Source organism: Lutimaribacter pacificus (genome assembly GCF_900142185.1).
Taxonomy (GTDB): Bacteria; Pseudomonadota; Alphaproteobacteria; order Rhodobacterales; family Rhodobacteraceae; genus Lutimaribacter; species Lutimaribacter pacificus.
The window spans coordinates 14,661-28,312 of sequence record NZ_FQZZ01000014.1; the positions used below are offsets into that span (position 1 = coordinate 14,661).

The window sequence follows — 13,652 nt, forward strand, 5'->3', positions numbered from 1 at the left end:
TTTCAACCGATGGCGCGGTTGCGCATCCCGGGGTGCCGCATCCAGACCTCGCGGCAGGCGAAGTGAAAACTGCCGTCGTCTTCGAGCCGCCGGATCAGCCGCGAGACGGTTTCGCGTTGCACCCCGACAAGGTCGGCAAGGTCCGCGCGCGACAGCGGCAGGTGCATCCGCAGGTATCCGTCTTCCTGCGTGCCGTGCCGCTCCATCAACTCGGTCAGCAGGGTGGCAAGCCGGGCCTTGTTCGAACGTCCCATCGTCGCCACGATCCGTTCGCGCGCCGCGTCAAGCTCATCGACCGCGCGGCCGGCTAGGCGGGCCAGAACCGGCGGGCTGGCGTGAACGACCCGCTCGGCATCGTGCCGCGCCACCGTGCAGACCCGCGAGGGCAGCAGCGCGCGGGCTTCGGTGCGGTGCACGCCGTCACCCAGAAAAGACCGAAAGCCGATAACGTCGCCGCGATAGGCCAGCCTCAGCAGGGAGGACGTGCCGTCGTCACGGTGGGTGCGCAGTGCGATCAGGCCGCCGGACAGGCAATAGACCCCGCGATTTTCGCTGCCTTCGGCAAAAAGCACATCGCCCGGCTGAAGGTCGCGCCGGGTGAAGCCGCGGTTCAGGATCGCCACCGATCCGGCGCCCGCAGGCTCCCAGACGCTGGTCCGGTACATCGGGCACTGGCTGCAGGGATGTGGTGTGGCATCGGCGGGTTTCATGTGTCGTCGTCCTTGCGTCCGGGGCAGTTTCACGCGCGGTCCCGGGGCGCGCAAGCGCAAACGGGGTGGCATTGTGACGCTCGTCAAAGACAAGGGGGCGGGCCTTGGGTTAACTCGCCGCGATTGAACGATTGCGCGGGTACGAGTCATGCCGCAACCAAGCCGGATAATGCCCCCCAAACCGCCGTCGAGGCCGGGGAAGGTCAGCCTGTGGCGCTATGCCCGGATGTTCCGGCAGGACATCCTGTCGGCGCAGCCTGAGCGGCTTTACCGTGCCTGGATGGCGGCATTCCGCACGCCGTTCTTCCGCTCTTACATGTGCAACGACCCGGCGCTTGTCAGCCTGGTGCTGAAGGAACGGCCCGACGATTTTCCCAAATCCGACAGGGTGCGCAGGGGGCTTGCGCCGCTTCTGGGTAACTCGGTCTTCGTCACCAACGGCGAGACCTGGAAACGGCAGCGCCGGATCATCGACCCGGCCTTCGCCGGGGGGCGCCTGCGCGACACCTTTCCCGCGATGTGGGACGCGGGCGTTGCCGCCGTGGAGAGGCTGGCGCCGCGCGCCGACGGACGCCCCATCGAGATCGAGGCCGAAACGAGCGAGGCGGCGGCCGACGTGATCTTTCGCACGCTGTTCTCGATCCCGATCGAGCACGAGCTGGCGACCGGCGTGTTCGAGGTGTTCAAGGCGCACCAGCGCACCAGCCCGGTGGCCAATCTCGGCGCGCTGCTGCCGAAATGGTTTCCGCGTTTTCACAACTGTGAAACGATACGCACCGCGCGCGAAATCCGCGCGCTCATAACCCGGCTGACCGCCGAACGGATGGACGCGATCGGGGCCGGCACCGCCCCCGACGACCTTGCCACCAAGATCATGACGACCGCCGATCCCGTGACCGGCCATCGCTTCGACACCGACGAAATGGTCGACCAGGTGGCGATCTTTTTCCTTGCCGGGCACGAGACATCGGCCAGCGCCCTGGCCTGGTCGCTCTACCTGCTGGCCATGCATCCCGACTGGCAGGAACGTGTGGCGGCCGAGGCGCGCGCGGTGATGGACCCCGGCAAGATCTACTTTTCGGCGCTGAAGAAACTCACCCTGTCGCGCGACGTATTCCGCGAAGCGATGCGGCTTTACCCGCCGGTGCCGATGATGGTGCGCGAGGCCACCCGGTGCGAACATTTCCGCGACCGCGACGTGCCCAGGGGCAGCCAGATCGTGCTGAGCCCGTGGCACCTGCACCGCCACGAACGTATCTGGGACAACCCCGACGGGTTCGACCCGGCACGCTGGCAGACCGAGAACGGCAAGGACGGGTTGCGGCGTGCCTATATGCCGTTCTCGGCCGGGCAGCGCGTCTGCACCGGGTCGGCCTTTGCCATGGCGGAGGGGCCGCTGATCCTGTCGCTTCTGGTGCGCGCCTACCGCTTCGGATGCGTGCCCGACCGCCCCGCCATGCCGGTGGCCCATCTGACGGTGCGCGGGCGCGACGGGATCTGGCTGACCCTTACGCCGCGCGACACCCCTTTGACACAGGAGACCCAAACGTGACGATGACACCCTCGGGCATGGCCTCTGCGCCGCTCCGCGCCTGGCCTTACTGGATCACCCTTACCTTCGTGCCGCTTGTCATGCTTGCCGTGCTGGCGGGCGGCTGGACGATCTGGCTAATCCCGGTCTATGGCTGGGTGCTCATGCCGCTGCTCGACACGGTGCTGGGCAAGAACCTGTCCAACCCCGACCCCGACACGCCGGACGAAGACCTGCTGTGGTTCCGCCTGCTTACCTGGGTCTGGCTGCCGGTCGAGATCGTGCTGGTCTATGGCACGCTCTGGGCGCTGACCCACGCGGTCGACCGCACGCCGGCCGAAACGCTGGGCATCATGTTCGGCATCGGCGTGACCACGGGCACGGTCGGGATCGTCTATGCGCATGAGCTGTTTCACAAGACCAACCGGTTCGAGCGCAACCTCGGCGACCTGCTCATGGCGCTGGTGCTGTACGGTCATTTCCGAACCGAGCATAACCTCGTGCATCATCCCTGGGTGGGCACCCCGCGCGACACCGTGACGGCGCGCTATAACGAAAGCTTCTACCGCGCCTTTGCACGCGCGCTTTTCACCGGCTTCGGCTCGGCCTGGCGGGCGGAAAAGGCGATGCTGGCGCGGCGCGGGCAAGGGCCGTGGACCCTGCGCAACCCGATCTTCAAATACCTCGCGCTTCAGGCGCTGTTTCTTGCCCTCGCATGGCTCGTGGCGGGGTGGATCGGCGTGGGTCTCTTTGTCTTCCAGGCGTTCATAGCCGTATGGCAGCTGGAGCTGACCAACTATGTCGAACACTACGGCCTGACCCGCCGCCACCTGGGCGAGGGCAAATACGAACCCGTGCGCGCGCATCATTCGTGGGATTCAGCGCATCGCGTCTCGGGGTTGCTGCTTATCAACCTGCAGCGTCACGCCGATCACCACCTGCACCCGCTGCGCCGCTTTCCGCTTTTGCAGGTCTATGACGAGGATACGGTGCCGATGCTGCCCACCGGCTATCCGCCGATGACGTTCCTGGCGATGATCCCGCCGGTCTGGCGGCGGATGTTCAACCCGAAAGTGCGGGCATGGCGGCGCAGGTACTATCCCGATATCGAGGACTGGAGCGACTACAAGACGCTTTCGACGCCGATGCCGCGCGCGGCAGGCTGATCAGGCGGGGGCGCCGGCCGACCAGTCGGTGCCCCGCGCCCCGGTAAGGAACCCGTCGGCCAGCCGCCCGCCGGGGACGAGTGCCTCCAGCGCCCCGGCGGCGGCCTCACCGTCCATCCCGCCGGCAAGGCGTGCGTGCCAGATGCGGCACACCTCGTCGAAGCCCTGCGATTGCGGCGACAAGCGCAGCGACGCCACGCCCGCGGCCTTCAGCGCCTCGACCTGGTGCACCGCGGACAGCGTGGCCGCCGACAGCGTCTGCACCCCGTTCATCGCAAGAAAGGCGGTATCGTCGAGTGTGCGCACCTCGAGCCCGTCGGGATCGTCTTCGCAGGCGAAAAGGCAGTTGTCCTTCGCCCGGCCATGCAGCCGCGCGTGATAGCAGCGCCCGGAAATGGCCAGCGGCGCGCGGCCATGGCCCCAGACCTCGATCGCCACGCCATGTCCGGCGGCGGCACGCGCCAGCGTTTCGACCGAGGCCAGCGGCAATTCGGGCGGCAGGCAGATCCGCGTCGCCCCGCGCGCGGCAAGCCAGGCCAGCGTGCCCTCGTTATAGACATTCACCAGCGGCCCGACCGTGAAACCCGCGCCCTCGGGCAGGTGGCTGAGCGCGGTCAGGTCGTTCACCTCTACCTCCGCACCCGCCTCTGCCAGTTCGGCGGTGGCCTTGCGTTCGCGCGGAAGGGTGACAAGGGCAAGGCTGGTCAGCGCCACCGTCTTGCCGGCGGCGGTCAGACGCTCGACCGCGGCGGGCAGGCGCGCGGCATAGAACGGCAGGCGTTTCGAACACACCAGCTCGCCCAGCACGACGCGGGCCACCGGGGCCTCGGCAAGCCGGTCGTAGAACGACTGCCAGTCATCGGCGGACCAGAAGAACGGGTTGGGACCGACGGTGAGTTCCACGCTTACCTCCAGGTTTTCTTGTAGGCGCCGGTGGTGGTGGCCCCGCCCTCGGTCAGCCGCGTAAGAAGGCCCGAAGGCACCTCGCGGCCGGCCTCCAGCGCATCCACCGCGGCGCGGAAGGCGCGCACCACCTGCCCGACATAGGCACGCGAGCGTTGCCGCCCCTCGATCTTGAGCGCGGTCACCCCCGCATCGCGCAACGCCGGCATCAGCGCCGCGGCATCCAGGCTGACGGGGTCCTCGAACAGATGCCCCTCGGCCGTGCCCGCCCGGAACACGCCCTTGCACAGCGTCGGGTAAGGCGCCGGCTTGCCCGCGGCGACGCGGTTGATGGTGAACCCGCCGAGCGTCGAGGACAGCGCGCCGCCCTCCTCGCGGTATTTCACATGGCTCGCGGGCGAGCAGACGCCGTTCATATTGGGCGACTCGCCGGTGGCCCAGGACGAAAGCGAGCACCGCCCCTCGGCCATCACGCAGAGCCCGCCAAAGACGAACACCTCGGTCTCCACCCCGGTCTCGGCGTTGATGGCGGCGATTTCCGACACCGAAAGAACACGGGGCAGCACCACCCGCCGAACCCCGAATTCGCGCCCGTAAAAGTTTATCGCATCGGCATTGGCGGCGGCGGCCTGAACCGAAAGGTGCCGCCGCAACCCCGGATGGTGCCGGGCGGCATGGGCGAGCAGCCCGAGATCGGCAAGGATCACCGCGTCGGCCCCGGCGGCCTCGGCATCGGCGACGGCGGCGTGCCAAAGCGTCTCGGCACCGGCGCGCGGAAATGTGTTGATCGCCACCAGCACCTTTGCCCCGTGGGCATGGGCAAAGGCCACGCCCTCAGCCATCTCTTCGCGCGAAAAGTTGAGCCCCGGAAAGTTGCGCGCATTGGTTTCGTCTGCGAAACCGCAATAGATCGTATGCGCCCCGGCCTGCACCGCTGTGCGCAGGGCCGCGGGCGTGCCGGCGGGGCAGACGATTTCCATCACCATGCGCCAATCTCCTCGGGCCGGCTGAGACTTACGCCCGTCATGCGTTCGGCGACGCCGGCCAGCCTGCGGACCGGCCCGGCAAACGGGCCGGAAAGGCGGGCAATCTCGCCCGACAGGTCAATCTCGGCATCGTCCACCGCGTTGCGCAGGGCCAGCGCGGCGGCGGTATCGCCCTCGATCACCAGGTCGCGCGAAAAGAACAGCGCATCGCCGTCATAGGCCCCGTGTACGAGGCCAAGAAGCGCGGCCAGCGGCCCGGCGATGCGCGTCGTCCCTTGCCCCGGCCGCCCACACACCCCGACCCGCACGTCACCCCCGTTCGGCTCAAGACAGATGACGAAGGGAAGATCTGTCGGGTCGAGCACGAAGCGGGCGCGGTCATGCGGGCCGAGGCGGCGGATCAGCCCGGGATGGGCCACCGCTATGCGCCGCACCGTCCTTTCCAGCGCCAGCGCGACCGGCGTCCTCGGCAACAGGCCGAGCGCGGCGGCAAGGGCCGGCGGAACGCGGGGGATCGTCGGGGCGGTATCTTGGGGCACGGACAAACCTTTCGTAGGCACGCGTGGCAGGGCCGGACGCGCAGACCCTTGGTAAGGGATCGGCCGCGCCACGGAATTGACGATCGTCAATTCCGACCGGATTTTTTTCTGCTACGCCCCGGCCAAAGACCTGAGCGGAGATTTCCCCTGCGCACCCTGCCGCCCTTTCCCGACCTGCGCGCCTTCCTTGACTGGAGCGCCGCCCGGGGCCAGTTCGCCGCCGTGGCCGAGCCCGTGCCGCTTGTTCACAGGATGACGGCCGTGCACCGCGCGGTGCTTGAAAACGGCGGGCCGGTGCTGCGCTTCGACGCGCCGGTGCAGGGCGATGGCGGGCGCGCGACAATGCCCGTGGTGGTCAATCTTTTCGGCACCGCCGAACGCGTCGCCGCAGGGCTTGGCGTGACGCCCGAGGGGATCGACGATCTTGGCGCTTTCCTTGCCGCGCTGCGCAGCCCCAGCCCGCCCGATGGGTTGCGTGACGCGCTTTCGCGCTGGCCGATGCTGAAGGCGGCGCTTGCCACCCGGCCCAAGGTGCTGCGCCGCGCGCCCGTGCAGGAGGTGGTCGCCGAAGGTGCGGAGGTCGATCTGGGCACGCTGCCGGTTCAGACCCATTGGCCAGGCGATGCCGGGCCGCTGATCACCTGGCCTGTCGTCCTTACCCGCCCGCACGGCACGGCCGCCGGGGATGCCGGGCGATACAATGCCGGGGTATACCGGGCACAGGTGATCGGGCGCGACCGCGTGATCCTGCGCTGGCTGCCCCATCGCGGCGGCGCGGCGCATTCCCGTTCCTGGATGCAGGCGGGCGAGGCGATGCCCGTGGCGGTGGTGCTGGGCGCCGATCCCGCCACGCTGCTGTCCGCCGCCCTGCCGCTGCCCGAAACGATAAGCGAGCTGACCTTTGCCGGTGCGCTGGCCGGGGCCCAGCCCAGGCTGGTGCCGGCCAGAACCGTGCCGATCCTCGTGCCCGCAGGGGCCGAGATCGTGATCGAAGGGTGGGTCGCCCCCGGCGAAACCGCCCCGGAGGGCCCGTTCGGCGACCACACCGGTTATTTCAACGCGGCCGAGCCCTTTCCGGTGATGCAGGTGAGCGCGATCACCCACCGCCGCGATCCGGTCTACCTGTCCACCTATACCGGCCGCCCGCCCGACGAACCGGCGATCATCGGCGAGGTGTTCAACCGCCTCGCCCTTCCGACGATCCGCGCGCAGGTGCCCGAGATCCGCGATGTCTGGCTGCCGCCGGCGGCCTGTTCCTATCGCATGGCGGTGGTCAGCATCGACAAACGCTATCCCGGTCAGGCCCGCCGGGTGATGATGGCGCTTTGGGGGATGCTGCCGCAGTTCAGCTATACCAAGCTGGTGGTGGTGGTGGACACGGATATCGACCTGCGCAGCTGGGACGATATCGCCTGGGCGCTCGCCACGCGGATGGACCCGGGGCGCGACCTCATGCTGCTGGAGAAGACGCCGATGGATTACCTCGATTTCGCCTCGCCGGAACCGGGCCTTGCGGGCAAGCTGGGCATCGACGCCACCACCAAGATCGGGGCCGAGACAACGCGCGACTGGGGCACGGTCATGCGCACCGACCCGGCCGATGCCGCCTTTGCCGAGGCGCTTTTGGGCCGGATCATGCCGGGATCGGGCCAATGACCGCGCGCGTGGTGCTGGGGGTTTCCGGGGCGTCGGGCGCGGCGACAGGGCTGGCCGTATCGCGCCGCCTTGCCGCGCTCGGGGCCGGGATCGACCTTGTTCTCAGCCCGGCCGCCCGCCGCACGCTTGCCCAGGAGGTCGGCCCGGAGGCCGAGGCCGAGATCACGGCACTGGCGACACGGGCGCACCCCATAGAGGATATCGGCGCCGAGATCGCATCGGGATCGGCGCCCGTCGCCGGCATGATCGTCGCCCCCTGTTCGATGCGCTCGCTTGCCGCGATTGCCCATGGTCTTGACGACAACCTGCTGACCCGCGCGGCCTCGGTCCAGCTCAAGGAGCGCCGCCGCCTTGTCCTTCTGGCACGCGAGGCGCCGCTTACCCTGGCGCATCTGCGCAACATGACGGCGGTGACCGAGATGGGGGCGATCGTCATGCCGCCTGTCCCCGCCTTCTACCTGCGGCCCGACAGCCTTGATGCGGCCGTCGACCAGATCGCCGACCGGGCGGTGGACCTTCTGGGCATCGCCGCCCCCGTGGCGCAGGCATGGCGCGGCGAGGTATCCGGCGGATAAACGGGCGGGCGACCGCTGCGCCACCCTGCGCAGCGGCCCGTGCCAGGCAGGGATCAGCCGAGGATCGCCTCAAGCGTCGCGCGCATCGGCGTCGTCGGCCGGCCGATCAGCCGGCTCAGATCGTCGCTGTCGGACGCCAGCGCACCGTTCGCGGCCTTGGCGTCGCTGTCGGCCAGAACGGCCGCCAGCCCCTCGGGCAGGCCCGCACCGACCAGAGCATTCTTGTAGCTCTCTTCATCAAGGTTCACATAGGCCACGTCCTTGCCCGACAACTCGCTCAGCAGGGCGGCGTATTCGGAAAGGGTAAAATCGCTGTCGCCGGCCAGTTCATAGGTCTTGCCATCATGCCCGTCACCGGCCAGCACCACGGCGGCCGCTTCGGCGTAATCCTGACGCGGGGCCATGGCAAGACGGCCATCGCCGGCCGCACCGAAATGCTGACCGAGGCTCAGGGCATGGTCCACGCTGCCCGATGTGTTTTCAGAATACCACCCGTTACGCAGGATCGCATGGGGGATGCCGCTACTCCGCAGCGCGGCCTCGGTTTCAAGATGTTCCTCGGCCAGCGCCATGCCGCTGTGATCCGCGTTGAGGATCGAGGTATAAGCGATGAAACCGACACCGGCAGCCTTGGCGGCATCCAGCACGTTCTTGTGCTGCGCGGCCCGCTTGCCGACCTCGGAGGCCGAGATCAGCAACAACCGGTCCACACCGGCAAACGCGGCGCGCAGGCTTTCGGGATCTTCGTAATCGCCCAGGCGTGTCGCAATACCCTTGGCCTCATACGCCTTGCGCGCTTCGTCCGACCGCACGAGGGCGACGATGTCCCCGGCGGGTACGAGGGTTTTGAGGTGGTCCACGACAAGTTGCCCCAACTGCCCCGAAGCGCCGGTCACGAGATAGGTCGTCATCTTCTTTCCTTTCAGGTCTCGAATCGAATATAGGTCTCAATTAGAGACCATTGTCGCCGCGTGAAAGGAGGCAGGTTTTTGGAACAAGGTAACAGAAAGGGAACCTTGCGATGCCCGTCGTGACGGAAACCCGGGTCGATTTCTGGCAGGCCCACGGGATAAACCCCGACAATTGCCCGGTGCGGCAGGTTCTCGATCATGTTTCGGCCAAGTGGCCGGTGCTGATCCTGATGGTGCTTGGCGGCGGCCCCCGACGCTTTAACGAGTTGCTGCGCGCGCTGCCGGACATCTCGAAGCGGATGCTGACGCAGTCGCTGCGCAACCTCGAACGCGATGGCATCGTCAGGCGCGAGGTATTTGACACCAAGCCGCCGAGCGTAAGCTACAGCCTGACGGAACTGGGGCAGGGTTTCCTTCCGCGCGTGCTGGCGCTGGCCGACTGGGCGGAAACCAGCATGCCGCGGATTCTGGCGGCGCGCGACGCCTATGATCGCGGCTGAAGTGACCCCCGCTGCCAATTGTTAGGAAATCGTCGCCTCTTGTCCGAAATCGCCGGTCAGGCGCTCGATCAGCCAATGCCCCGCGGGTCCGGGCGGGGTGTTGACCTTGTGTGCGATCTGCAGCGGATAGTGGCCCTCGCGAAAATCCGGCACATCCAGATGGACCAGGCGCCCCGCCGCAATATCCTCGCGCACCATCGGTTCGGGCATGACACCCCAGCCGGTGCCCGCAACCAGCAAAGCATGCGCCGATGTCAGGTCGCTGACCCGCCATGTCGCGCTTGAGATGATGACGCAGGCCCGCTGATCGGCTTCGACGGAATCGGCAACCACGATCTGCAGATGATCGCGCGCGGCGGTATTGAACCCCTCGCGCGCCAGCGGGTGATCGGCACCGGCCACCGGGATGATCCGAACACCGTCGATCTGCGTCACGGTCAGCCCTTCGGTGTTCATGTGAAGCGCACCGCCGATTCCGATCTGGGTCTCGCCGCTGCGCACCAGACGCTCGACGCCGCCCAGCGCCTCCATGCGGATGCGCAGGGGAACGGCGGGAAACTCCTGATGGAACGCCCCGAGGGTTTCGGCAAGGCGATACTGCGGCATGATCTGATCCACGGCGATCGTGACCTCTGCCTCCAGCCCCTCGACCAGCGCCTTGACCCGCGCCCGCAGCATGTCGGCGCCCTGCACGACGGCGCGCGCCTCTATCACGACGGCCTGACCCGCCTGCGAAAGCGTCGGCCGCCGGCGGGTTTCCCGATCGAAAAGGTCAAGGCCAAGCTGGTTTTCCAACGTGTCGATGGCATAGCTGATCGCCGATGTGGCACGGCCGAGCTTTCGCCCGGCAGCGGCAAAACTGCCGGTATCCACGACCGTAAGAAGAACCTGCATCTGATCCAGGCTGAGCGCCGGCGCCACTTTCATTTCAGATTTCCTGAACATGATTTTCTAAACTGTACAGGTTTTTTTACAGAAACGGACTCACTAGATCAACCGTCAAGGCACCCGGCCAAGCCCCGCCGGGCGCGCGCCGGATGAAACCGGCCACCATGGCCGGGCAACACAGTTAAAAGGAGATCGTCGTGAAAGCAGTCCAGTTCAATGAATATGGTGGCCCCGAGGTTCTGAAAATCGTCGAGATCGCCGAGCCGCACGCTGGCGCCGGCCAGGTGCGGATCGCGGTCCGGGCCGTGGGCGTCAACCCGGCGGAGTGGAAAATCCGGGCCGGGCTTTTCGGTGATTTCATGCCCGTTACCTTTCCCTCGGGCGTCGGTTTCGAGGCGGCCGGGATCGTGGATGAGGTCGGCGAAGGCGTGACCGGTGTCTCGGTCGGAGATGCCGTTTTCGGGTTCGGGACCAACACGGCGGCAGAATACGCGGTGCTGACCAGTTGGGCCACCAAGCCGGACGACATGCCGTTCGACGTAGCCGGAGGTCTGGTCGTTGCTTCGGAAACGGCGATACGCTGCCTCGACTACGTGGGGGCGAAAGCCGGCGATACCGTGCTGGTCTGCGGCGCCGCGGGCGGGGTGGGCTCTGCCCTGGTCCAGATCGCGCGGGCGCGCGGGATCACCGTCATCGGCACCGCAAGCACGCCGAAGCACGATTATCTGAGCGGGCTTGGCGCCATTCCGACGACATATGAACCCGGCCTCGCGAGCCGCGTAAAGGATCTGGCACCGCAAGGGGTGGATGCCGCGCTCGACCTGGCCGGCGCGGGCATCATCCCCGAACTGGTCGAGATCACCGGCGATCCGGCACGGGTTCTTTCCATCGTCGATTTCACCGCCCCCGAACACGGCGCGCAATTCTCACCCACGCCCCAGGATCACCCGGAACGGGCGTTGGCCGAGGCGGCCCGGCTTTATTCCAAGGGCGCCCTGAATCTGCATGTGGAAAAGACCTTCCCGCTTGCGCAACTTGCCGACGCTCAGGCGCTCAGCGCCGAAGGGCACGTCACGGGCAAGCTGGTCATTTCCGTCGGCTGACCCGAGGGACGGGATGCACCTGCGGTAAACATCTGAAAATCACTTGTGGCACCCGGGCACGATCACCTTTGCCCGCGTGCCCAGCCCATCATGCGAGGCCCCATGGAAATCGGAATCTTCACTTTTGGCGATGTCGGCACCAATCCACGCACCGGACAGTTCGTCGACGCCCCCGAACGCCTGCGCAACCTGGCGGAAGAGATCGTTCTGGCCGATCAGGTCGGGGTGGACGCGTATGGGCTGGGCGAACATCACAGGGCCGATTATGCTGTATCGGCGATTGCCGTGGCGCTTGCCGCGGCGGCGACGCAGACAAAACACATACGCCTGACCAGCGCGGTATCGGTTCTGAGTTCCGACGACCCGGTGCGGGTGTTCCAGCAATTCGCAACCCTGGACGGCCTGAGCGAAGGCCGCGCCGAGATCATCGCCGGGCGCGGCGCCTTTACCGAGTCCTTCCCGCTTTTCGGCTATGACTTAAACGATTACGACGATCTGTTCATCGAAAAGCTGCACATGCTGCTGGAAATCAACAAGCAAGAGCATGTGCGCTGGCCGGGCACCCGGCATACCCAGCCGCTCAACGGGCTGGGTGTGTATCCGCGGCCCCGGCAGGAGCAGCTTCCGATCTGGATGGCGGTGGGCGGGACGCCGCAATCGGCGGCGCGTGCAGCCAATCTCGGCCTTCCCGCAGCCTTCGCCCTGATCCTTGGCGGCGAGTGGGCACGGATCGCGCCGATGCTCCAGCTCTATCACCAGACGGGTCACAGCGCGGGGCACGACACGTCCCGCCTGAAGACTTCGCTGAACGTCCACGGCTTTGTCCATGAAAGCATGGAAAAGGCGCTCGACATCTATTACCCGGCCCACGCCGCCTGGCAGGAGCATATGGGGCGCGAACGCGGCATGACCGCCCAAAGCCGCGACATGTTCACAAGGTTCTCGGGGCCGCGCGGCGGATATTTCGTCGGCGGACCCTCGGAAGTGGCCGAAAAGATCCTGGCCGCCCACGAGGTGCTGCGGTTCGACCGCATCATGCTGGAGCTGGGCATCGGGATAATCGACCATCGGGATATGCTGGACGCCATCGAGATTCTCGGCACCCGCGTCATCCCCGAGGTGCGCAGGGCGCTTGCAAACGGAGCATAGGGGCAGCACGGCCTTCAAGTCAGCGTAACGGGTTCCTGAACCAGGGTAACACCGAAACGGTCCCTGACCCTCTGGATCGCCAGTGCGGCCAGGTCCTGCACATCGCCGAAGGTCGCGCCGCCGTGGTTCACAATCACAAGCGCATGTTTCGCGTGGAACCCCGCACCGCCGAGCCGATGGCCCTTCAATCCGCAGGCCTCGATCAGCCAGCCGGCCGACAGCTTGATCCCGCCGGGAACCGGATGCCCGGGCACGCCGCCGACCTCCTGCCGCATATGGGCGGGAACGATCGGGTTGTGGAAAAACGATCCGACATTGCCGGTGATCCGCCAGTCCGGCAGCTTCGCGCCCCGGATGGCGAGCACGGCCGCCATGATCGCGCCGGGATCGCTGGCGTCCGGCAGGCCCTTCAGCCCCGCATGGCTGAGCACCGGCCGCCAGTGACGCGGCAGCGAAAGGGTGACCTCGGTCACGATATACCGGCCCGGTTCATCCTTGAAACGGCTGTGGCGATAGGCGAAGCGGCAGGCGTCCTTTCCAAGATGCACCAGATCGCCCGTCCGGGTATCAAGCGCCGTCAACTCCTGGAAAACGTCCGAAAGTTCGATGCCGTAAGCCCCGATATTCTGGATCGGCGCAGCGCCGACCGTTCCAGGAATGCCGGCCAGATTCTCCAACCCGCCGATCCCCTGACCGACCGTCCGGCGCACCAGATCCGACCAGTCCTCGCCCGCGCTGGCCGTCACGCGGACACCGCCGGAAAAGCCCTGTTCGATGCGACAGCCCCCAAGGTCGATCCTGCCGACCACGGCGTTGACGGTTTCGGCAAGGACGCAATTGCTGCCACCGCCCAGAACGTGAAACGGCAGATACCTGGCCCTGGCGAATTCGATCATCCGCATGATATCGCCGATATCCGAGATCACACCACCGTACAGCGCGCGCGAGGGCAGGCCCAGCGTGTTGTGCCCGGACAGGTCGAAACCTTCGGTCAGGGTCATTGACCGCCTCGCAAGCTAGGCGTTCCCGGTCTTC

Annotated in this window: 14 protein-coding genes; 7 read left to right on the forward strand and 7 right to left on the reverse strand. The window is 66.9% G+C overall.

All coding sequences use genetic code 11. The annotated features are described in order from the left end of the window. Positions 1-2: 2 nt before the first annotated feature. The gene (locus tag F3H87_RS20410; RefSeq protein WP_149789745.1) at positions 3-710 is read right to left on the reverse strand and encodes a Crp/Fnr family transcriptional regulator; all 708 of its coding nucleotides are present in this window, start codon (positions 708-710) and stop codon (positions 3-5) included. A 166-nt stretch (positions 711-876) separates the two neighbouring features. Here F3H87_RS20410 and F3H87_RS20415 point away from each other — a divergent pair, with 166 nt between their 5' ends. Both F3H87_RS20415 and F3H87_RS20420 read left to right on the forward strand, forming a co-directional pair. Continuing rightward, positions 877-2,262: a cytochrome P450 gene (locus F3H87_RS20415; RefSeq protein ID WP_223228159.1), complete on the forward strand. Its 1,386-nt coding sequence runs from the start codon at positions 877-879 to the stop codon at positions 2,260-2,262. 2 nt (positions 2,263-2,264) lie between these two features. Next, positions 2,265-3,407, forward strand: a complete 1,143-nt coding sequence (locus F3H87_RS20420; RefSeq protein ID WP_149789766.1) for an alkane 1-monooxygenase — start codon at positions 2,265-2,267, stop codon at positions 3,405-3,407. Here F3H87_RS20420 and ubiV read toward each other — a convergent pair whose 3' ends face one another. The 3 genes from ubiV to ubiT are packed head-to-tail and all read right to left on the reverse strand — an operon-like array spanning position 3,408 to position 5,835. Continuing rightward, positions 3,408-4,310, reverse strand: a complete 903-nt coding sequence (gene ubiV, locus F3H87_RS20425; protein ID WP_149789743.1) for a ubiquinone anaerobic biosynthesis protein UbiV — start codon at positions 4,308-4,310, stop codon at positions 3,408-3,410. It lies immediately after the preceding gene. Between the two features lie 2 nt (positions 4,311-4,312). After that, positions 4,313-5,290 (reverse strand): ubiquinone anaerobic biosynthesis protein UbiU, encoded by a 978-nt coding sequence (ubiU, locus tag F3H87_RS20430; protein WP_149789764.1) that lies wholly within the window; start codon positions 5,288-5,290, stop codon positions 4,313-4,315. Further along, positions 5,290-5,835 (reverse strand): ubiquinone anaerobic biosynthesis accessory factor UbiT, encoded by a 546-nt coding sequence (gene ubiT, locus F3H87_RS20435; RefSeq protein WP_223228158.1) that lies wholly within the window; start codon positions 5,833-5,835, stop codon positions 5,290-5,292. Before ubiT ends, ubiU begins: the two co-directional genes overlap by 1 nt. A 147-nt stretch (positions 5,836-5,982) precedes the next feature. Here ubiT and F3H87_RS20440 point away from each other — a divergent pair, with 147 nt between their 5' ends. Further along, the gene (locus F3H87_RS20440) at positions 5,983-7,491 is read left to right on the forward strand and encodes a UbiD family decarboxylase (protein WP_149789763.1); all 1,509 of its coding nucleotides are present in this window, start codon (positions 5,983-5,985) and stop codon (positions 7,489-7,491) included. Then, on the forward strand, positions 7,488-8,066 hold the full coding sequence (locus tag F3H87_RS20445) for a UbiX family flavin prenyltransferase (protein ID WP_149789742.1): 579 nt from the start codon (positions 7,488-7,490) through the stop codon (positions 8,064-8,066). The genes F3H87_RS20440 and F3H87_RS20445 overlap by 4 nt, the downstream gene beginning before the upstream one ends. Before the next feature lie 53 nt (positions 8,067-8,119). Here the strand turns inward: F3H87_RS20445 and F3H87_RS20450 are convergent, their stop codons facing one another. After that, complete coding sequence (locus F3H87_RS20450; RefSeq protein ID WP_149789741.1) at positions 8,120-8,977, reverse strand: SDR family oxidoreductase; 858 nt, start codon at positions 8,975-8,977, stop codon at positions 8,120-8,122. A gap of 110 nt (positions 8,978-9,087) precedes the next feature. Here F3H87_RS20450 and F3H87_RS20455 point away from each other — a divergent pair, with 110 nt between their 5' ends. Next, positions 9,088-9,477, forward strand: coding sequence for a winged helix-turn-helix transcriptional regulator (locus F3H87_RS20455; protein WP_149789740.1), 390 nt, complete (start codon positions 9,088-9,090; stop codon positions 9,475-9,477). 21 nt (positions 9,478-9,498) lie between these two features. On the opposite strand, the gene F3H87_RS20460 is transcribed toward F3H87_RS20455, so the two are convergent. After that, complete coding sequence (locus F3H87_RS20460) at positions 9,499-10,404, reverse strand: LysR family transcriptional regulator (protein WP_149789739.1); 906 nt, start codon at positions 10,402-10,404, stop codon at positions 9,499-9,501. 158 nt (positions 10,405-10,562) lie between these two features. Between F3H87_RS20460 and F3H87_RS20465 the strand changes: the two genes are divergently transcribed. Both F3H87_RS20465 and F3H87_RS20470 read left to right on the forward strand, forming a co-directional pair. Further along, the gene (locus F3H87_RS20465; RefSeq protein ID WP_149789738.1) at positions 10,563-11,468 is read left to right on the forward strand and encodes an NADP-dependent oxidoreductase; all 906 of its coding nucleotides are present in this window, start codon (positions 10,563-10,565) and stop codon (positions 11,466-11,468) included. A gap of 102 nt (positions 11,469-11,570) precedes the next feature. Then, the gene (locus tag F3H87_RS20470; protein WP_149789737.1) at positions 11,571-12,617 is read left to right on the forward strand and encodes an LLM class flavin-dependent oxidoreductase; all 1,047 of its coding nucleotides are present in this window, start codon (positions 11,571-11,573) and stop codon (positions 12,615-12,617) included. A gap of 14 nt (positions 12,618-12,631) precedes the next feature. On the opposite strand, the gene murB is transcribed toward F3H87_RS20470, so the two are convergent. Next, entirely contained in the window at positions 12,632-13,618 is a 987-nt protein-coding gene (murB, locus tag F3H87_RS20475; RefSeq protein ID WP_149789736.1) for a UDP-N-acetylmuramate dehydrogenase, read from the reverse strand. Positions 13,619-13,652 lie beyond the last annotated feature (34 nt).